The sequence below is a fragment of the Nocardia sp. NBC_01388 genome (assembly GCF_045040085.1).
Lineage (GTDB): Bacteria > Actinomycetota > Actinomycetes > Mycobacteriales > Mycobacteriaceae > Nocardia.
This window is the reverse complement of record NZ_CP109553.1, coordinates 658,253-678,659: the sequence shown is the minus strand read 5'-3', so window position 1 is coordinate 678,659 and position 20,407 is coordinate 658,253. Positions and strand designations below refer to the sequence as shown.

Annotated in this window: 15 protein-coding genes; 10 read left to right on the top strand and 5 right to left on the bottom strand. The window is 66.6% G+C overall.

All coding sequences use genetic code 11. The features are described 5' to 3' along the window. The first annotated feature begins 34 nt into the window (after positions 1–34). The 5 genes from OG716_RS03230 (at position 35) to OG716_RS03210 (ending at position 5,541) form a co-directional block, all read left to right on the top strand. Positions 35–868: a GntR family transcriptional regulator gene (locus OG716_RS03230; protein WP_405136201.1), complete on the top strand. Its 834-nt coding sequence runs from the start codon at positions 35–37 to the stop codon at positions 866–868. A 13-nt stretch (positions 869–881) separates the two neighbouring features. After that, entirely contained in the window at positions 882–2,312 is a 1,431-nt protein-coding gene (locus OG716_RS03225) for an amidase (RefSeq protein ID WP_405136200.1), read from the top strand. Continuing rightward, a complete protein-coding gene (locus OG716_RS03220) occupies positions 2,309–2,452 on the top strand; it encodes a hypothetical protein (RefSeq protein WP_405136199.1) in 144 nt (47 codons plus the stop codon). Before OG716_RS03225 ends, OG716_RS03220 begins: the two co-directional genes overlap by 4 nt. A 154-nt stretch (positions 2,453–2,606) precedes the next feature. After that, on the top strand, positions 2,607–3,791 hold the full coding sequence (locus OG716_RS03215) for a hydroxylase (RefSeq protein WP_405136198.1): 1,185 nt from the start codon (positions 2,607–2,609) through the stop codon (positions 3,789–3,791). A 118-nt stretch (positions 3,792–3,909) separates the two neighbouring features. Next, complete coding sequence (locus tag OG716_RS03210) at positions 3,910–5,541, top strand: bifunctional aspartate transaminase/aspartate 4-decarboxylase (RefSeq protein ID WP_405136197.1); 1,632 nt, start codon at positions 3,910–3,912, stop codon at positions 5,539–5,541. On the opposite strand, the gene OG716_RS03205 is transcribed toward OG716_RS03210, so the two are convergent. Together OG716_RS03205 and OG716_RS03200 are read right to left on the bottom strand one after the other, a co-directional pair. Beyond that, complete coding sequence (locus OG716_RS03205) at positions 5,498–6,145, bottom strand: sensor histidine kinase (RefSeq protein ID WP_405136196.1); 648 nt, start codon at positions 6,143–6,145, stop codon at positions 5,498–5,500. The genes OG716_RS03210 and OG716_RS03205 overlap by 44 nt on opposite strands. 248 nt (positions 6,146–6,393) lie before the next feature. After that, positions 6,394–7,440, bottom strand: a complete 1,047-nt coding sequence (locus tag OG716_RS03200) for a polyprenyl synthetase family protein (protein WP_405136195.1) — start codon at positions 7,438–7,440, stop codon at positions 6,394–6,396. Positions 7,441–7,839: 399 nt separating this feature from the next. On the opposite strand from OG716_RS03200, the gene OG716_RS03195 reads away from it, so the two are divergent. After that, the gene (locus tag OG716_RS03195; RefSeq protein WP_405136194.1) at positions 7,840–8,517 is read left to right on the top strand and encodes a hypothetical protein; all 678 of its coding nucleotides are present in this window, start codon (positions 7,840–7,842) and stop codon (positions 8,515–8,517) included. Positions 8,518–8,563: 46 nt separating this feature from the next. Here OG716_RS03195 and OG716_RS03190 read toward each other — a convergent pair whose 3' ends face one another. Continuing rightward, positions 8,564–8,911, bottom strand: a complete 348-nt coding sequence (locus tag OG716_RS03190; RefSeq protein ID WP_355126249.1) for a hypothetical protein — start codon at positions 8,909–8,911, stop codon at positions 8,564–8,566. Positions 8,912–9,184: 273 nt separating this feature from the next. After that, positions 9,185–14,641, bottom strand: a complete 5,457-nt coding sequence (locus OG716_RS03185) for a carboxyl transferase domain-containing protein (RefSeq protein WP_405136193.1) — start codon at positions 14,639–14,641, stop codon at positions 9,185–9,187. A 207-nt stretch (positions 14,642–14,848) separates the two neighbouring features. Between OG716_RS03185 and OG716_RS03180 the strand changes: the two genes are divergently transcribed. The 3 genes from OG716_RS03180 (at position 14,849) to OG716_RS03170 (ending at position 19,220) form a co-directional block, all read left to right on the top strand. After that, positions 14,849–16,519: a bifunctional 3'-5' exonuclease/DNA polymerase gene (locus OG716_RS03180; RefSeq protein WP_405136192.1), complete on the top strand. Its 1,671-nt coding sequence runs from the start codon at positions 14,849–14,851 to the stop codon at positions 16,517–16,519. Between the two features lie 861 nt (positions 16,520–17,380). Continuing rightward, positions 17,381–17,848: an SRPBCC family protein gene (locus OG716_RS03175; RefSeq protein ID WP_405139487.1), complete on the top strand. Its 468-nt coding sequence runs from the start codon at positions 17,381–17,383 to the stop codon at positions 17,846–17,848. A 574-nt stretch (positions 17,849–18,422) separates the two neighbouring features. After that, positions 18,423–19,220 carry an aldose 1-epimerase gene (locus tag OG716_RS03170; RefSeq protein WP_405136191.1) on the top strand — a complete coding sequence of 266 codons (798 nt, stop codon included), beginning with the start codon at positions 18,423–18,425 and terminating at the stop codon, positions 19,218–19,220. On the opposite strand, the gene OG716_RS03165 is transcribed toward OG716_RS03170, so the two are convergent. Continuing rightward, positions 19,217–19,681: a MarR family winged helix-turn-helix transcriptional regulator gene (locus tag OG716_RS03165; protein ID WP_405136190.1), complete on the bottom strand. Its 465-nt coding sequence runs from the start codon at positions 19,679–19,681 to the stop codon at positions 19,217–19,219. The genes OG716_RS03170 and OG716_RS03165 overlap by 4 nt on opposite strands. A gap of 96 nt (positions 19,682–19,777) precedes the next feature. Here OG716_RS03165 and ribA point away from each other — a divergent pair, with 96 nt between their 5' ends. Beyond that, positions 19,778–20,401 (top strand): GTP cyclohydrolase II, encoded by a 624-nt coding sequence (gene ribA / locus OG716_RS03160; RefSeq protein WP_355126227.1) that lies wholly within the window; start codon positions 19,778–19,780, stop codon positions 20,399–20,401. The last annotated feature ends 6 nt before the right edge of the window (positions 20,402–20,407 follow it).

Here is a 20,407-nt window from a genome sequence, read left to right as displayed (position 1 = left end):
TGTCGCGTAACGTGCCGATGGGCACAGTACGGATATGCCACCCAGCGAGCAGAGCCCCAGCCGAGCCGGTGCGACCCAGTTCGCACAGGAACGGGCGCAATTCCGCGTTCAGGTCGAGGAGTGCCTGCCCGCCTCCTCACATCTGCTTGCCCGGCGGTTGCACGATCTGCTGCGCGCCTCCCTGCGCGACGGCGCGTTCGGCTCCGGCAAGCTGCCGAGCGAGGCCGAGCTGATGACGCAGTACCAGGCCTCACGTGATGTCGTGCGGGAGGCGCTGGATCTGCTGCGTTCGGACGGACTCGTCGAACGGCGGCGCGGGGTGGGCACCGTGCCGGTCCGTGCCGAATACCTGGTCTCGGGAGCGCTTCCGCCGGAAGGCCGTTCGCTCGAGGAGCATCTCGCACTGGGGCGTATCGCACCACGACTGCTGCACTGGGCCTGGGTTCCGGCGCCCCAGGTGATTGCCGATCATCTCGACGGCACCGCCGTCGGCGACGACTGCCTGTGCATCGAGTACGTACTGCTGCTCGACCGGCGGCCGATTGGGCTGTTCACCAATTACTTACGCGCTCCCGAAGCCGCCCGGGTCGACCTGACCACCTTCCGGGACGACTTCTACTCGCTGCTGCATGCCGGTGGCATCGACTTCACCACCTTCGATGTCGGCGTCCAGGCCGCGCTGGCCGACGACTACGCGGCAGCACTGCTGCATGTGCTGCCCGGTGAGCCGGTGCTGCTGCTGGAACAGACCATCCGCGATCGTGACGGGCAGGCGATCGACTATGCGCTGGGCACCTGCCGCAGCGAGATGCAATTACGCATCGGCGCGATCCCCCGCATCGATCTGACCGGTGCACTCCCCCGTTGACCGAGGAGCAATCATGACCACAACAACAGTCCCCGTTGCGTTTTCGACGCTCACCGATGCGGCCGCCGCACTGCGATCCGGGGCGGTGAGCGCGGTCGAACTGATCGATCAGGCCCTCGCCACCGCCGATGCGATCGACGGCAGCCTCGGTGTTTTCCTGACCCGCTTCGACGAACGCGCACGGGCGCAGGCCGAACAGGTGGACGCGAAGATCGCGGCAGGCGGCGAACTGGCTCCGCTCGACGGAATACCGTTGGGCGTCAAGGATATTCTCGCGCACGCCCATGCTTCCACCACCGCGCAGAGTCTGGTCCTCGCTCCCGAATGGGGCGCCGCCGCCGGCGATTGCGCCGTGGTGTCCCGGCTGGAACTGGCCGGGGCGATCGTCACCGGCAAGACCACCACCATGGAGTTCGCGATCGGTGTTCCGGATCCGGACAAGCCGTTTCCGGTGCCGCGCAATGCCTGGGACCTGGACCGCTGGGCGGGCGGTTCCAGTTCCGGATCCGGCAGTGGAGTGGCGGCGGGCATGTTCCTGGGCGCGATCGGCACCGACACCGCGGGCAGTATTCGAATTCCCGCGGCGTTCAACGGAATCACCGGATTGAAGCCCACCTTCGGGCGGGTGCCGAAATCCGGTGTTGTCCCCCTGGGCTACACCCTCGACCATGTCGGGCCGATGGCGCGTTCGGCGGCGGACTGCGCGCTGCTGCTGTCGGTGATCGCCGGGCACGAGGCCGCCGACCCGTACAGCTCGCCTGCCGCAGTCGACGATTACTCCGGTGCGCTTACCGGCGATCTGCGTGGAATCACCATCGGCGTAGACGATCTCGACCGCTATGCCAATGCGGGCATCGACCCGGCCCAGCCGGAACTGTTCGGTGCGGCAATCGACGCACTGCGCGAAGCAGGGGCGACCATCGTGCCGGTGGAGGTCCCGATGTATCCGGAGTTGTCCGCGATCGATGTGGTGGTCATGCTCGCTGAGGCGCACACCTACCATCGAGAAGACCTGCGCACCCGCTGGAGCGACTACGGTCGCGGCACCCGCGTCATCCTCGCGGCGGGCGATGCCCTCAGCGCCTCGGATTACATTCAGGCACAACGCGTTCGGCGTATCGCACAGCAACGGATGGCGGCGCTGTTCACCGAGGTCGACCTGGTTCTCACCCCGACCGGCCACCTCGGCGCACCGCCGCTGGCCGCCATCGACCAGCTGCAACCGCTGAATGTGCTTGCCTCCCTGCACACCCCGTACTGGAACCCGCTCGGCAATCCGACTCTCGCCGTTCCGATCGGCCTGTCGAGCGAGCGCACACCGCTGTCGATGTCGCTCAGCGGCAGGCCCTTCGCCGAAGCCACCGTATTGCGCGCCGGCGATGCCTATCAGCGGCTGACCGACCACCACCTCCGCACACCCGACCTCACGAAAGGCCTGTCATGACCGAATCCTGGTCCACCGATCCGGCGGAGAATGCCGCCGTCACCGCCCTCGGCGAAGTGGTGCAGGCCATGGCGGCCCTGCTGCGCGGCGTCGAGGACACCCAGCACATCAACCCGAGCGGCGGATTCGTCCTCGGCTGAGAGCCGCCGAGCATACGGCAGCAGCGCCCGCACCGCCATCGGTCGACCCGATCACCGGGACGACGGTCCGCTGTGAAGGTGGTCACCGTTAACTTCGAGGGGTGCCTCGCCGCTTGGCGGGGCGGGTTCTCGCTAGTGGTTCGGAGGTGCGGGCATGTCGCACAGCGTTGTTCATCGGGTGGCGGAGATTTCCGGGCAGTTGGCGGAGGCCGCTGTCGAGACGGAGCGGGCGGGCAAACTGTCCGACAAGAGCGTCGCGCTGATCCGCGATGCCGGGGTGATGCGCATGCTGCAGCCCACCGACTTCGGCGGATTCGCCGCGCACCCCAGGGATTTCGCCGAGGCGGTCATGGCGGTGTCCGCGGCCTGCGGGTCGACCGGGTGGGTGTGCGGCGTGGGCGGGGTGCATCCGTGGGAGATGGCGCTCATGGATCGCCGTCTGCAGGAAGAGGTGTGGGGCGCCGATCCCGATACCTGGATCGCCTCGCCCTATGCGCCGCAGGGTATCGCCACGCCGACCGACGGCGGCTACATCCTGAAGGGCCGGTGGAGTTTCTCCTCGGGGACCGACCACTGCGACTGGATCTTCCTGGGCGCCATGGTCGGTGACGCCGACGGCATGCCCGTGATGCCGCCGCGGATCCTGCATGTGGTGCTGCCGCGCGCGGATTACACCATCGTGGACGATTCCTGGGATGTCATCGGACTGTGCGGCACCGGCAGCAAGGACGTGATCGTCGACGGTGCGTTCATCCCGGCGTATCGCACCATCGACTCGGAGGAGGTCTCCTCCGGAACCATTGCCGCCGACCGCGCCGGGCGCACCGAAACCGTGTACCGGCTGCCGTTCTGGGCCATGTTCCCGCTCGGCATCACCGCGGCGGTCATCGGTATCGCGGAGGGTGCGCTGGCCGCGCACCTGGACTATCAGCGCGGACGGATCACCGCCATGGGCACCGCGATCAAGGATGATCCGTACGCGCTGTACGCCATTTCCGAGGCGGCGTCCGAGATCGCGGCCTCGCGCGCACAGCTGCTGGACGGGATCAGCCGGCTCTACGATCTGGCCGATGCGGGCTCGCCGATCACCTTCGCCGATCGATCCGTGGTGCGGCGCAACCAGGTTCGCTGCGCCTGGCGCGCGGTATCGGCGGTCGATGAGATCTTCGCCCGGTCCGGTGGCAATGCCGTGCGCAAGGGTCATGTGCTGCAGCGCTTCTGGCGGGACGCACACGTCGGCCTGCAGCATGCCATTCATATTCCGGGATCGATCTACCACTCCGACGCCCTGACCTCGATGGGCATCGAACCGGAGGGCATGCTGCGGGCACTGATCTGAACACCCCCGTCCGGTCCGTCTCGAAATATGCGGCACGGCGTGTCGTGCCGCCCGGGAATCAGCCGTATGCGCAACGGTGAGCATCGGATTCGGAGATCGACCAGACGGAGGTTTGACGATGAGCGCCGACGATGCGGGCGTCGACCGTGCCACCGAGAAGCGGTACGAGCGGCTCAGTCCGTTCGAATTGAAGAACGAGCTCATCGATCTGGCCGACGACACGCTGAAGAAGACCGCGCACTCGATGATCGATGCGGGGCGCGGTAATCCGAACTGGACCTCCATCGTGCCTCGCGAGGCGTTCTATCTGCTCGGGCAGTTCGCCGTCACCGAGGCCCGACGGGATTGGAGCGAATTCGCCGAACTGGCCGGCATGCCGCAGCGGGACGGCATCGCCGGTCGGCTCGATCGATTCCTCACCGCGCAGCAGGAGAATTCTGCGGCGACACTGCTGCGCGGGGCGGTCGAATACGGCGTCACCCGACTGGGATTCGACGCCGATGCCTGGGTGGGCGAGCTCGCCGATGCCATTCACGGCGATCACTACCCGCTGCCGGACCGCATGCTCACCCATATCGAACGGGTGGTGCACGACTATCTGGATCTCGCCATGGGTGGTGCGCCGGCGGGCGGCTGGGACCTGTTCGCCACCGAGGGCGGCACTGCGGCCATGTGCTATCTGTTCGACAGCTGCGTGCTCAACGGCCTGCTGTCGCCGGGTGATCGGATCGCGATCATGACGCCGATCTTCACGCCGTACCTGGAGATTCCGCAGCTGGAGCGCTTCCACTTCGATGTAGTGGAGCTGGAGGCCGTCACCGAGACCAGCACCGGTGTGCACACCTGGCAGTACCCCGCGGCGGAAATCGAGAAGCTGACCGATCCCGCTATCAAGGCGCTGTTCCTGGTGAATCCCTCGAATCCGCCCTCGGTGATGTTGGATCACAGCACGATCGAGCGCATCGCCGCGATCGCCGCGCACGAGAATCCGAACCTCACGATCATCACCGATGATGTGTACGGGACTTTTGTCGAAGGGTTTCGCTCGCTGATGTCGATCGCGGCGGCCAACACCATCGGCGTGTACTCGTTCAGTAAGTACTTCGGGTGCACCGGCTGGCGGCTGGGGGTCATCGCGGTCGCGCGGAACAATGTTTTCGACCGGCGTCTCGCGGCATTGCCCGCCAAGGAGAAGGATCGGCTGGCACAGCGATACTCGGCAATCGCGCTGGATCCGGCGGGGCTCAGATTCATCGAGCGCATGGTCGCCGATTCGCGGGATGTGGCGCTCAACCACACGGCCGGATTGTCCACACCGCAGCAGGTGCAGATGGCGTTGTTCGCGCTTTCCGATCTGCTGGACACCGATTCCCGGCACCGCGCGGACTGCGAGGCGATCATTGCCCGCAGGTTGATGGCGCTGTGTGACGGCTTCGGCATACCGGTGCCGGTCGATCCGAACGCCGCGAACTACTACGCCGAAATCGATCTCATCTTCTGGGTGAAGCAGCGGTGGAGTGCGGCGTTCGCCGAGTGGTTGCCCACCGCATATGAGCCTGTCGACCCGGTATTCCGATTGGCCGAACAGGGGTCGGTGGTACTGCTCAACGGCGGCGGATTCGGCGGGCCCGAGTGGTCGGTGCGGGTGTCACTGGCAAATCTCGCCGAGGACAGCTACCGGATGATCGGTCAGTGGCTGACCGACATCATGGACGAATACCACCGGGAGTTCCAGAGCCGCACGGTGTGAGGGCGCGCGGTAGTTCGACGGTGAAAGTGCCACTGCGGCCGGGCTCATGATCGACCCAGACCGCGCCGGCGTGTGCGGCGACTATCGACTGGACCACGGCCAGCCCCAGCCCTGAGGTGGCCCTGCCCGCCGTCGTCGCCTGACCGTTCGTCGTGGCTTCGATGCGTATTACCCGCTCCCCCGCGATGAGTCGCACGCAGACCGCGGCGCCGGACTCGGCAGCGGATATCGCGCATCCGATCAGGTTCGACAGTGCCAGGCGCAGGCGAATGCGATCACCCACCACCTCGCAGGAATCGGAGCCCTCGATTGTCAACGCCGCCAGGCGATTATGCGATTCGGGGACATGTACGTCGCGCAGCACCTCATCGGCCACAGCGCCCATGTCCACGGGCTGCCATTCGAATGGGTACAGCACATCCATTCGGGTGAGGGTCAGTAACTCGTCGAGCATGCGGCGCATGCGCACCGACTCCTGTCCGATCCGGTCGATCACCAGATCGCCGTCGGATTCCGCGCCCTGCCGATACCGATCGACGAGGTCGCCGATCTCGGTCAGGGGTGCGCGCAGGTCATCGTTCGCCTCGATCAGCAACTGACCCATTCGGTTCTCGGTTCGAACAATGTCGGGCGTGAATCGCCCAGGTCGAAGGGAGAAGATCGGGTCCGTCGCATTCATTCTGCGCTGTCCCTTCTGACCGAGGGTCGAGGTGCGGCCGAGCCGAATAATACGGAACCATGGCGTCTCGCAACGGCCCAACCATATGACTCCAGATATCAGCTGGCAACCGGAATCCCTGTGATCCGAAACACTCGGAACCGGAAAAGCGACCCGGACCGCGCCCTCGTCGCTCAGTGATTGCGGTGCGTGATCAGGTCCGCGAGCAGACGCAGATCCGCGGAGTTTTCCGCGTCCGCGCCGGCGCGGTCCAAGCAGGCCAGCGCGGCGGCGATCTCGCGCTCCGCCTCGGAGCTTGCCCATCTGCGCGCGCCCGCTCGTTCGATCAGCTCGGTCAATCGGACAACCGCGACATCGTCGACCGGCTCGTCGCGGTAGTACAGGCGGCCGAGTTGCGCGCCGGCGGCGGTACCGGAGGACAGCGCCGCCATGACCGGAAGCGACTTCTTGTGGCTGCGCAGATCCGAACCGACGGGCTTGCCGGTCGCCTTCGGATCACCCCAGATGCCGAGCAGATCATCGACCAGTTGGAAGGCCGCCCCGAGATGCCTTCCGAAGGAGCGCATCTCACCGATCTGCTGCGGGCCCGCACCGACCGCGATCGCGCCGAGTTCGCACGCACAACCCAGGAGCGCGGCGGTTTTGCCCGCCGCCATGGTCAGGCATTCGTCCAGGGTGACATCGGTGCGGCTCTCGAACGAGATATCGGCGGATTGGCCCGCGCACAGTTCCAGCACCGTCTCGGTGAGTACGCGCAGGGCGGGGCCCGGCGTCGCTACCTCGGCCAGCACGTCAATCGCCAAGGCCTGCAGGGCATCACCGGCAAGGATTGCCTGACCGACGCCGAATACCGACCATGCCGACGGGCGGTGGCGGCGGGTCAGGTCGTGGTCCATGACGTCGTCGTGCAGCAGCGAAAAGTCGTGCACGAGTTCGACAGCCACCGCCGCGGGTACCGCGGTGCGGACGAGCAGATCGCCGAGCGGACCGCTCACCGAGCGTGCGGCGGCCAGCGTCAAGGCCGGCCGCACCGCCTTGCCCGACTCGGAGCAGGCGGCGCCGTCGGCATTCCACCAGCCCACGTGATATCCGACTATATGCCGCAGCGGGCCGGGCAACCGGTCCACCGCGGCGCGATGGGCAGGTTCCACCAGTTCCCGGGTATGCGCCAGTACCTGTGCGGCGGTCTTGGTTTCAGGCGCGAACGGACCAGCAGTCATTCGACCTCCAGGGCTCAAAGGATGTAGCGCGAGGGGTACCGCAGGATGACGCGGGAGAAATGACTTGGGAGGCAATCCAATTGCGCACTGTAGCGGACGAATCCGACAAAAGCCCTTGTGTAGCAACCTTGTCGCTATCAAAGTTCCATATCGATCCGAACCCGATTCATAGAGCAAGCGTCCGCTCGGGTCAGGTGCATCGCGGACCGCCCGGTCTACCACGGTCACGATGTCTCGAACCGCACCTCCGACGCAGGCCGGGGCAAAGCTCATAAGAAACGTATTTCGCATATTTCCGACACAAATGTGTTGCATGGCTTGGAATCAATCGATTCGTCTGCCGAATCGCCTGCCGGCAGATAGCGTCTCGCAACGGCCGCCCAACAGTGAGGAACCCTCTTGACTCAAGACGAGAAAGTAGAACTGTCCTTCCCCCCGGTTGAGCCCCCACCATTTCCTGACGCACAACCCGAAAAGCGAGGATTCACACGCCGGAAGCTCGCTGCCATCGTCGGCGTGCTGCCCTTGAGCGCGATTGCCGTCGGCGCCACGTACTACACTCGAAACGGCGGAGATGCCGGTTCCACCGCAGCCCAGGGCAATACGAGCACGACAGCCAAGGCCGCGAACTTCGGCGCGGTCCCGACCCAAACCGAGCCCCCCGCAGGTCTCGTGCCCGAAATAGCGAAAATCGGAAGCCGACACATCGCCGCGCTGCACTCGATCCATCTCTATTTGAATCACATGTCGACCTACGATCCCCAATCGCTCGACGACTATTTCGCCGGCGCGATAGACGCGTCCACAGGCGCACATCGCCAACAACTGGTCGACACCAACAACGCAACCCGCGAATACTTCCTCGCCACCAACAGCCGCAGCGAAGTAATCGAATTCAACTGCGGCCTCCGAGCCATAACCGGCACCACCGCTCTCGGCGTCGGCTACGTAAAGCAGTCCACCACAACCGACCTCACCCCCACCCCCGCGGTCTCCCTCACCGCCTCGGTGGTAACCGCCGAAGAACAGCCCGACGGCCGCTGGCTCATCAGCGACGTAAAACTCATCTCCACCTAGCCCCGCCCAGCGGCGCCGCACCGCAAAGTTGCGCCGGCGGTCGCGGTCAGAGGTCTTGGGAGGGTAGAGAGTTGCACCAGATGCGGAGGCGGTCGACGGGGAGGTTGTCGGATTGGTCGCAGTATCTGGAGAATTCGCGGCGGCCGGTGAGGGCGGGGCGTTCGGTGAGATTGAGGGCTTCGGCCCATTGGAGGGCCAGGAGTTCGGCGGCTACGGGGTCATAGTCGGCGGGCACTGAGCCGAGGGCCTCGGTAAGGATTCCCAGGCCGCATTCGTCGGCCGGTTCGGTGTGCAGACTCCACTGCAGCGGTTCCAGATTCATCCAGTCGAGGATGTGGGCGATCCGGGCCGACATCCTGTCCGTCTCGGCCTGGTGGTGCGGGTCCACCCCCATTGGTGGCCCTCCTTCCCGTGGATTCCCAACTTCCCCGAGCACTGACACTTCAACCTCGACAACGCAAATCACCAGCGAACTAGCTGCGCTGGAAGCATACGACGCCCCACCCAGTGTGCTCTCACCAGGTGCTTTTCGCCGGGCATCGGCAGGACTCGGCCCTCGGAGCACCGGCGAACGACCTGCGCCCCAGACCTGACCGGAACTCGGAAAGGACTGGGGCGCAGGGAAATACGTTAGCGAGGAGTACTGCCGATCAGGAGATCGGAAGTATCACCGCAACCGCGCCTCGATAGCCTCGATGATGCGGGGGCGCAGTTCGGCGGCGCGGACGATGGCGTCGACCGAACCGACCTCGACAGCGCGCGGAATATTGTGCACGCGGTCGAATTCCGATGCCACATCACCGAGCTTCTCGGTGCGGACCGAGGAGCGGACATCGTCGCGTTCCGCGATGAGCGCCGCCCGATCGGTGCCGGAGGCGTTCGCGGCGCGCTCCTCCAGGTCCCGCACCCGCGCATCCGCGGCCGTGCGGGCATTGACCTCGTTCGAGAACACCACTGCCGCGGCGGGAGCCCCGCCGAGCACCGACGCGAACGAACCCTCGATCGCCAGCACCGTCATATTCGGGTTCAGCGCCTTCGAGAACACGACGAACGCGCCGCCGTGGTACCGGGAGATCACGCAGAACACAATGGGGCCCTGGAAGTTCACGATCGCACGGCCGATCTCGGCGCCGTATTCGAGCTGCAACTTCCGCATGGACTCCGGCGAACCGTCGAAGCCGGACAGGTTCGCCAGCACCACCAGCGGCCGATTGCCACTCGCGGCATTGATCGCCCGTGCGGCCTTCTTCGACGACCTCGGGAACAGCGTGCCGGCCGTATAGGTGTCCGGCCCGTCGGTCGACGGGAAGCCGCGGCGCGGCACCCCGCGCGACTCGATACCCAGCAGGCACACCGGGATTCCGCCCAGGTGCGCATCCTGCACCACGGACGTCTCGGCATCGGCCATGCCCGCCCAGCGCTCCAGCACCGGATGGTCCTGATCGGACACCGCCCGCATCACCGTCCGAATATCGAACGGCTTCTTGCGATCCGGATTCGCGGCAGCGGAGAAGATCTGACCGACGGTGGTGAAATCGCTGTCCGCCGCCACATGCGGGTAGTCGGAGACATCGCGGTCGATGGGATCGCTGGTCTGCGCCCGCCGCGGCGACTGCTCCCCCGGCGCCACATAGGTGTGGTCATAGTGCGCCATCAGCACATCCCGCGCCGCGTGCAGGTCCGGCGCCCAGTACTGCGCCTGGCCGTTGGGTCCCATCACCCGGTCGTAACCGCCGATCCCGAAATTGTCCTCGGCCGATACGCCGCCGGAGAAGTCCAGCGCCTGCTTACCGGTGAGCACCATCGCCGAATCCGGTGTCATGACCAGAATGCCCTTGGTGTGCATGAGCATCGTGGCTTCGGCGTTCCAGTACGGCTGCGCACCGACATTGATGCCCGCGACGACAATATTGATCTCACCGCCGTCCTGGGTGAACTCGACGATCCGCTTGAGCGCCGCGGCCACCCAGTCCATATTCTCGGTGCCCGACTCCATCGAGATCCGGGCGCCGGAGGACAGTGCGAACCACTCCAGCGGCACCCGCATCCGCTCGGCCAGATCCAGCGCGCCGATCACCCGGCGGCATTCCGGCTCCGACAGTGCGCCAAGTGATTTGGTCGGATCACCGAGCAGCACCACGCGGGTGACGCCCTCCGGGTACAGCGTGGTCGGCGTGCTGACCACACCCGCCACGATCGCGGCCTTGTTCCGGCCCTTGGGCCGGTCCACGGGCACCAGCGCGTGGTTCCCGTCCAGGTCGTACTCGGCGAAATCGCCCAGCATGCCGGTCAATTCGTACGGGTACACGGTATTGCGGCTGCTGGCCCGCAGCACCTTCTGCCGGTACTCGTCCAGCGGCTCCACCGGATCATCGGAGCGCTCACCGATAATGACCTCGGTGCCGCCGGTGGCGCCGAAGACGACGCGCACCGCGACCTTCTTCAGCTCGTCGGTCTTCGGATCCCGGTGCCGCGCAATGATCAGGATCTCCTCCAACCCCGCGCCCGCGGTGGTCGGCTGCACGCGGGCGGCGATCGTCTCCAGCTCGGCGCGGGTGATATCGACCGGCGGCCAGATGTACATCACAATGCGGTTGGTGTGCAGGCGCTTTGCCGACGGCCGCAGGGTCTGCGCCCGGCGGATCGAGTCCAGGCAGGTGGCGATGGTGATCTCGGCGGTCGGCAGCGCGAGCAACCGGCCGTCGTGCTCACGCAGTGCGGCCAGGTCGCGTACCTGTGCGAAGGCGACAAGTCGCTCATCGGACGGGTTTTCCTTTGCCACACAGCGGAAGAGGTAGATCTCCTCGTCATCCGAGGACGGCAGCCGCGTGAGGTCGAACTTGTGCAGCCGCTTCATCTGCATCCGCTGCGCGATGTACGGGTGCAGACCGCGGATCAACCGCTCCTCGGCCAGACCGGTAGCGGACGGGCGGAAGGTGAAGTGGTGGTGCATGACCGCACCGCCGCTGCCCGCCACCGTGGCGGTGATCCGGTGCACCTGGTGCGGCAGCGGTTGCGCATTGAGCGCTTCCTGCAGCGCCGCCGCCATGGCGTCGAAATCCTCGGGCTGCTTCTCCCAGCTGAGGTAGATATCGGCCTCGATAGAGGCAGCGCCGCCGGCCAATTCGCTCAGACCGCGCAGCACGGTGTCGAGCGCGTCGAAACTCACCGCGGCCGAGACCAGGGTCAGGCCCCGGCGCTCGGCGATGACGAAGGTGCAGTCGTCCGCCTCATGGGTGCGAACGTCGACCAGACCCTTGTTGCCGTAGTACCGGCGGGTCAGCACCTCGAGCATGGCCGTGTTGTCGGCATGCCCGCGCACCAGTCGCTGGCCCAGCAGTCGCACCAGCGGCTCGGTGCTGCGCACCATGTCCGAGATGTGCTCGGCGCGATCGGGGGTATCCGGATGCGTATCGAGGTGGCGCAGGTACTTGCGGACATTGGTGTAGACGCGAGCGCGGTTGCGCCGCAACAGCGGCTGGCCGTACCAGGCGTACACCACGCCGCGGGTGAGGTCCGCGATCGCGGGGAAACGCACCTGCGTCGCCGCGACCAGTCGCTCCAGCGCCAGGCCGGCCGGCTCACGCAGCGCACGGTCCGGCACCGACTCGCGCAGCCACTCCCGCAGCAGCGTGGTGATGACCGTGATGGTGTCGGCCGGACGCTGCTGCGCCAGGAAGATGCGGAAGACCGCGCCTTCGAGATCGGGAGTCCGATCCAGATCGGTGACGCCGTAGTGCCCGAGCGCCTTGGCGAGCTTGGCCCGATAGGTCTCCGGCAACCCGGCCCGCTCGACATCGAGGCTCTGCAGGTAGGTGTGGAAATGCTCCTTGGCACTGTGGACGTGGCTGTGACCGCCGTCCTCGTCCCATGACCGGTTGTGCGTCAGCTCGGCGAGATCGGCGAAGACCTCGACGAGTTCGAGCTCCTCGGCGAGCGGCCGGCGGTTGTCCAGGATGGCTTCCCGGCGTGCGACCAGGTAGTCCTCGACCACCCGGCGCTCATCGTGCGGGTCGACATCGAAGCCGAGCAGCATGCCGCGCAGATCCTGCTGACCGCGGGCCAGCCGCTCGTGCGGCAGCACCGCGGTGAATTCGGCGGGCAGATCCAGTTCGCCGACCGTGACCGCCGCGGCCTCGGCGTCGTCATCGGCGAGCGGCTCCAGCCGCATCAGCGGTGCGCCCGTCTCCACCTGGGAGCCGACGGAAACAGCGCATTCCTTCAATCGAGCCCGGAACGGCGCGCGCAGCACCGTTTCCATCTTCATGCTCTCCAGCACCAGAATCGGCGCGCCCGCCTCGACCTCGGCGCCGATCTCCAATGGCGTGGCGACCACCAGCGCGGGAGCGGGTGAGCGCACCACACCGCCCTCGTCACGACTGATGCGATGGGTGACACCGTCGACATCGACCACGTGGATCGGGCCGTGCGTACCGGTCGTCAATCGGTACCGAGTGCCATTGACGACAATCTGCCCGGTGTGGTGATCGAAACGCTCGAGATCGACATCGGCGGTGCGAATATCGCTGCCCGATTCGACCGCGATACGGAACCGGTGCGCACCGATGCGCGCGACGCGCACCCGGTAGCCGGCGCCGCGCAGTTTGAGATCGCGCGGGCGGCCGCTCTCGTGCTGCACCTGCGGGCGTCCGCCGGAAGCCGTGGACAGCAAGCGGTTTCGCTCGACCCGCTCTTCCTCTTCATAGGCATCGATCGCGGCGGCGGCCAGGGCGACGGTGGAGTTGAGGTGCGAGACCAGACGGCCCTCACCGCGCACGCGGTCGATCCAGCCGGTGTCGGCGCTGCCGTCGATCACCTCGGGCTGGATCAGCAGATCGAGCACGAAGCTCTTGTTCGTGGCGCCGCCCTCGATGACCACGCGGGTCTGCGCTACGGCCCGGCGCAACCGGCCCAGCGCCTCATCGCGATTACGACCGTAGGCAATGATCTTGGCGATCATCGAGTCGAAGTCGGCGGGAATCGTATCGCCCTCGCTGACACCGGTATCCACGCGAATGCCGGGTCCGGCAGGCAGGTCCAGTCGCGCGATGCGGCCCGGGGCGGGCGCGAAATCACGATCGGGATCCTCGGCATTGAGCCGCGCCTCGATGGCGTGGCCGCGCTCGGCCGGGGGCTCGCCCTCGAGCCGGCCGCCGGAGGCCACCAGCAGCTGCGCCCGCACCAGGTCGAAGCCGGTGGTGGACTCGGTGATCGGATGTTCCACCTGCAGGCGGGTGTTCACCTCGAGGAAGGCGAAAAGCCGCTCACCCGGGTGGTAGAGGAATTCGACGGTCGCCGCGCCGCAGTACCCGACCGCCACCGCGAGCCGCTCGGCCGAGGCCTTGAGCTCGGCCGCCTGCTCGGGGCTCAGCACCGGTGAGGCCGATTCCTCGATGACCTTCTGATTGCGGCGCTGCACCGAGCAGTCGCGCACGCCCAGCGCCCACGCGGTGCCGTGACTGTCCGCGATGACCTGGACCTCGACGTGCCGGGCGCCCGTGACCAGGCGCTCCAGGAAGACCACGCCACTGCCGAAGGCGCGCGCGGCTTCCTGGCGAGTGCGTTCATAGGCATCGACAAGTTCGGCGTCGTTCGACACCATGCGGATGCCGCGCCCGCCGCCGCCGGCGGTGGCCTTGAGCATGAGCGGATATCCGATATCGGCCGCGGCCGCCAGGGCGTCGTCGGCGGTCTCGACCGCCCCGCGGCTCCACGGCGCGACCGGCACACCGACTTCTTCGGCGATCAGCTTCGCGCCGATCTTGTCGCCGAGCTTGCGCATGGCTTCCGGGCTGGGCCCGATGAAGGTGACGCCGATCTGCTCGCACAGCTCCGCGAATGCCGGGTCCTCTGCGACGAAACCCCAACCGACCCAAGCGGAATCGGCTCCGGTCGCGAGCAGGGCACGCTCGAGCACCTTCAGATCGAGATAGGGGCGGGCGGAGGCCGGACCCAGGTCGTAGGCGATGTCAGCCTCGCGCACGAATGTCGCGTTGCGGTCGACATCGGTGTGCAGAGCGACGGTTTCGATCGGTATTCCGGTCTCCGCTGCCAGATCTCGGGCGGCGTGGATGAGGCGCATAGCGGCCTCTCCCCGGTTCACGATGGCGATGCGGCTGAACAACTCGCCGACTCCTTTCCACAGCACTGGCCCGGTAGGGCAAGGGTGATTACTCCCGGTTCCGCTCAGTGTGCACTCCACTTCGAGCAGATGCACAGCGTCACGGGGTTACCCGTCCGTATTGCGGGAATCGGCCCCAAATGCGGGTAGAACCCGCCGCGATATCGGAGATCGGCAGTGATGTCGGTGCCCGCTGCCAGACTCGGGCATATGCGATGGGCGGTGGCGAAAACTGACGAGGGGGGTGCGCGGCTGTGCCCACTGGGTCCGGACGGTCGCCCGGCCGGCCCGGTGCGGCACGAGCCCTCGCTCGCCGAAGCGGTGCGCTCGCGTCCGGAGGTCAAGCGGTGGGTCTGGCGCTCGACCTCCGAGATATATCGGCACCTGCTTGCCGCGGGTGTGCGAGTCGAGCGCTGCTACGACGTGGAGGCCGCCGAATCGCTGCTGATCGGTCATGAGCAGGGGCAGTCGGGGCAGGCTCGGTCCTTGGCGGCGTCCTGGGCGCGACTGCACAATCTGCCGGTTCCGCCGGATGCGCCCGCGCGGGCCGCCGAGACCCAGCCGTCCCTGTTCGAATCGGGCCCGGTGCCGCTGCCGCCCGGTACGGACGAGTTCACCGCGCTGCTGGAGGTTTACGCGGCGCAGGTGGCGCGTACGGCCGCGACCGAATATCCCGAGCGCATGCGGATGCTGCTCGCCGCCGAATCGGCGGGCATGCTGGTGGCCGCGGAAATGTACCTGGCCGGGATTCCCTGGCATGCGGACGTGCACCGGGAGCTACTCGAAAGCCTGCTGGGGGAACGCATTTCGGGCGGGACCGAGCCGCGCCGGATGGCGGAGCTGGCTGAGGAGGTGTCGCGGGCCTTCGGAGACGGCGTGCGGGTGCGGCCCGACCTGCCGCAGGACATCATCCGGGCCTTCGGCCGCGCCGGAATCCTGTTGTCCTCCACCCGGAAATGGGAGCTGCAGGAGGTGGATCATCCCGCGGTGGCGCCGCTGCTGGCCTATAAATCGCTCTACCGCCTGTATACCGCCCACGGCTGGTCCTGGCTCGAGCAGTGGGTGCACGATGGCCGCTTTCGTCCCGAATATGTGCCGGGCGGCACGGTGACCGGGCGCTGGACCACCAATGGCGGTGGCGCCCTGCAGATTCCGAAGGTGATCCGGCAGGCCATCCGGGCGGATCCGGGCTGGCGACTGGTGGTCGCCGACGCCGACCAGATGGAACCCCGGGTACTGGCGGCGATCTCGCGCGATCCGGGGCTGATGGAGGTGGCCGGGCGCGGTGAGGATCTGTACGCGGATCTGGCGGCCCGCGCCTTCGGCGGCGACCGCGCACAGGCCAAAATCGCCATGCTGGGCGCCATGTACGGCCAGACCTCCGGCGATGCCCTCACCCATATGGCCGAACTCCGCCGCCGCTATCCGGCCGCGGTGGCCTATGTCGACGATGCGGCCAGTGCCGGTGAGGAGGGCCGCCTGGTGCGCACCTGGTTCGGCCGCACCTGTACGCCGGTGGCCGCGGCCTTCGATCAGGTGGACCATTCGCAGGAGAGTTCCGGGCGGTTCGGCAGTACGCCCAGTGCGCGTGCCCGTGGCCGCTTCACCCGGAATTTCGTGGTGCAGGGCAGCGCCGCCGATTGGACACTGCTGGTGCTGGCGGGTCTGCGGCATGCGATCACCCGTGCGGGGCTACGTGCTGAATTGGTTTTCTTTCAGCACGATGAGGTCATCGTGCACTGCCCGGCCGAGGAGGCCGAAACGGTCGCCGCGGCCATCGCCACCGCGGCCGATGATGCGGGGCGAATTGCCTTCGGGCCCACGCCGGTTCGGTTCCCCTTCACGACGGCGGTGGTGGAATGCTACGGGGACGCGAAGTAGCCTCGGCAGCTGAACTGCAGGTCGATCCGCCCGTGGGGTTCGGCGTACGCGTCGTGGAGCATGTTCTCGGCGGGAGCGAGGTACGCCTCGTATCGTGTTGCACGCCATGGGAAGCGGCGGTGGTGAGGTCCGCCGTGAAGCCCTGGGCGAGCAGCGTGGACAGGTGCTCCTTCGCCGCGGCTCCGACGACGTAGCTCTGTGGCGCCGGGGCCACTGCCGCACCGGCCGGGCCGGCAATGGTCCTGGCCACGGCCGGTACCGCCGCCATGGACGCGGCGATCGCGGCGAGCCGCGCTATCGCTGCCGATCGGCTGCTGCTTGGAGGTGACATTCGGATTTCCTTCCGGTAGGGCCCCGCCGATCCCGGTAGCCCCGAGTGCCTACTGGACTCGGCGGGACAGTGATAGATATGTGCGGGGGTTACGTGTCCATCCACGGGAAGGCAATTCAGCCATGCATGACGACGATGTGCGGGCCGCGCTGCAGCGCCACTGGGCAGCCGCCGACGCCGACGACTTCGCGAGCGAACACCAGATCTACCGGGACGACGCGGTTCTCGACTATCCGCAATCCGGCGAGCGCATCCGCGGCCGGGACAATATCCAGGCATCGCGCACCGCCCAGCCGAACAAGAAGCGTTTCACCTTGCGCCGCATCCTCGGCGGCGGAGAGCTGTGGGTCAGCGAGCTGGTCATCGAATACGACGGACAGCCGTCCTACGTCGTCAGCATCATGGAGTTCGAAGGCGAGGTGGTAGTGCGCGAAGCGCAGTACTTCGGCGACGCCTTCGCCCCGGGCCCCTCTCGCGCACAGTGGGTCGAACCGATCCCGCACGACGGAGAAAGCCACGCGGACAACAGGATCGAACGAATCGAGGTTTCCCGGCTGATCCCCGCCCCCGCGGAAGCCATCTTCACCGTTCTGACCGACCCGAACGGACATGTGGACATCGATGCATCGGGAATGCTCCTCGACGCCGAAGGCACAACGGTCGAGCAACCCGGTGACCGGTTCCTGGTCCACATGGACCGTGAAGCCCTCGGGGACTTCCCGCTCGGCAAATACGACGTCGAGGTGGTGATCACCGAACTCACCCCGAACCGGGAGATCGCCTGGACCATCGAGGGCCGGCTCCGGCCGCATATCCGCCACGTCTACGGCTATCGACTGGAACCGGCCGAAAACGGCACTCTCGTCACGTCTTACTACGATTGGTCCGAGGTCGGCGAGCAGTGGCGCAACCGCATCACCTTCCCGGTGGTCCCCGAATCCGCACTCAAGGCCACCCTGGGAATCCTCGAGCGAATCATCCGACGCAGAACCGCCTGAACGCATCCCGTCGCGCCGACCGGCGACCGCGGGTGCGCGAGCGGGCGCCGCCTCGTTCAGACAGTCGAGCCGATGCGACTTCTGACGCCCTTGCGCACAATTCGACCCGTCCGACCGAGCCGGGGTTCCCAGATGCCATTATCGAACTCCTCACATCCAGGCGTTCATCATTCAGCTGGCACCCACTCCGGGCAATCTGTTGTGTAACAACATATCTCACACTTGTCCGCGCTGGCTTTTATGTTCGCACGCTCAACAGCACTGCGCAAGTTGCCATTTCGCATTCTTGCGATACGCATCCAGCGCTCTAGACAATCCACCGCGCCCGTAATGTTTCCGTCGCGCCGCTACCTGACTGATTCGGCGAAAAGTCATGTTCCGCTCATGTTTTGCCACTGCTGCGAAGCGTGCGACGAACGCCCCCGCGGTCTGAGATCATGGGCGGGTGACCGAGGCGGGACGGTTGCGACGCGCACGCGCGCAGTCGCGCAGGGGGGAACGAGTCGAGCGCATCCTGGATGCGGCCAGAGCGCTCGTGTGCGACAGTGGCACGTTCGAGTCGTAAGGTCGATCGGTGACCACCGACACGATCATCTCGCTGTCCGCTGGAGACGCCGGACTGACCATCGATCCCGAGAACGGCTGCCGATTGACGAGCCTGCGGCTCTGGGACACCGAATTACTCCGGCAGGGGGCCAAGTTCGGCGTATTCCCCATGGTGCCCTGGTGCGGCCGAATCGAATTGGGGCGGTTCCGCAGTGGCGGTGAGCAATATCAGATGCCCATCAACAGTGCACCGCACGCCATTCACGGCACCGGTCGCGATACCGCGTGGAATATCGTCCGCAGCGATGGCCGCTCCGCCGCATTCACTTACGATCTTGTCGAGCCGTGGCCGTTCCCGGGGCGCGTCACCCAGTCGGTCGAGCTGGACGAGAACTCGCTGACGCTCACCATGACCGTCGAAGCCACCGGGGACCCGTTCCCGGCACAGGCCGGCTGGCATCCCTGGTTTCTGCGAAACCTGGCCCGCGGCAAGGATGTCGAGCTCACCTTCGAACCCGAGTGGCAGGAGGAGCGCGGTGCCGACCATCTGCCCACCGGTAGGCGCATCCCGCCGCTGCCGGGCCCGTGGGATGACTGCTTCGGCATGCCGGACGGCGTGGACGTCACCCTCACCTGGCCTGGCGCGGTAGAACTGCGCATCACCAGCCGGACCGAATGGGTCGTGATCTATGACGAGCAGGCCGAGGCGGTCTGCGTGGAGGCGCAGTCCGGTCCGCCGAACGGACTCAACACCGTGCCGCGCCCGGTCACGCCCGCCGATCCACTGGAGATCTCCGCGACCTGGACCTGGCGGTCCCTGGCCTAGTCGCCGGATTCGCTCAGCCGCTGATTGATCCGGCCGAGACCATCGGCGATCGCGGTGAGTTGCGCCGGCGTCAGTACATCGATGAACAGCTCCCGGACAGCCGCGACATGGCCCGGCGCGGCTTGTTCGAGCTTCTCCCGGCCCGCGTCGGTGAGCGCGGCGTAGACCGCGCGCATATCGGTCGGACAGGACCGCCGGCGCACCAGACCGGCCTTCTCCAACTGGTCGATCTGATACGAGAGTTTGCTCTTCGAATTGAACATGGCCGTGGCGAGCTCACTCATGCGCAGCTCGTTTCCGGGCGCGTCCGCGAGCCGGACGAGGATCTCGTACTGCGGGTGCGAGAGCCCGGCATCGCGCTCGAGCTGCTGATCGAGCCGCCGATTCAACAGGGTCGCGGTGGTGACAAAAGCCAGCCAGGCCCGGCGCTCCTCCCTGTCCAGCCACCGCGAATGACCCATAGCCCCAGGTTACAGCGATTGTTCGAAGTGGAATAAGCAGATGATCACCGAGGTTCAAATTTGAACAGAACAGGTCCTCGGAGCACCGGAGCAGTTATGGACACCACCACCGCAGTGGGTGCGAGTATTCGCACCCGAGTGACGATCCCGCTGACCTTCGGAGACGGGTACTCGACCGTCGCGGAGGCCGTCACCTTCGACGGCCTCGCCGACGGCAAGGAACACCTCGCCCTGTTGCTCGGCGACCAGCGCTCGGCACGGACGCCGCTGGTACGCCTGCATTCGGAATGCCTGACCGGTGACGTCTTCGGCTCGGCTCGCTGCGATTGCGGACCCCAGCTGCGGGAGGCGGCCGAACGCATTACCGATGCCGGCGGCGTACTGCTCTACCTGCGTCAGGAGGGCCGCGATATCGGCCTGTACAACAAGCTCGACGCCTACGCGCTGCAGGATCTGGGCATGGATACCTACGCGGCCAATACCGCGCTCGGGCTGCCCGAGGACGCACGGGACTACACCGCGGCCGCGCAGATGCTCGACGCGCTGGGCATTGCGGAAGTGGATCTGCTGACCAATAATCCGGACAAGTCACGCCAGCTCGGTGCGCTCGGAGTGGGTGTACGCACCCTCGTACCGACGGCCGTCCACGCCACCTCGAGCAACCTGCACTATCTGCGGGCCAAGATCGAGCACACCGGCCACACCATCAGCCTGAGCTGAGCGACC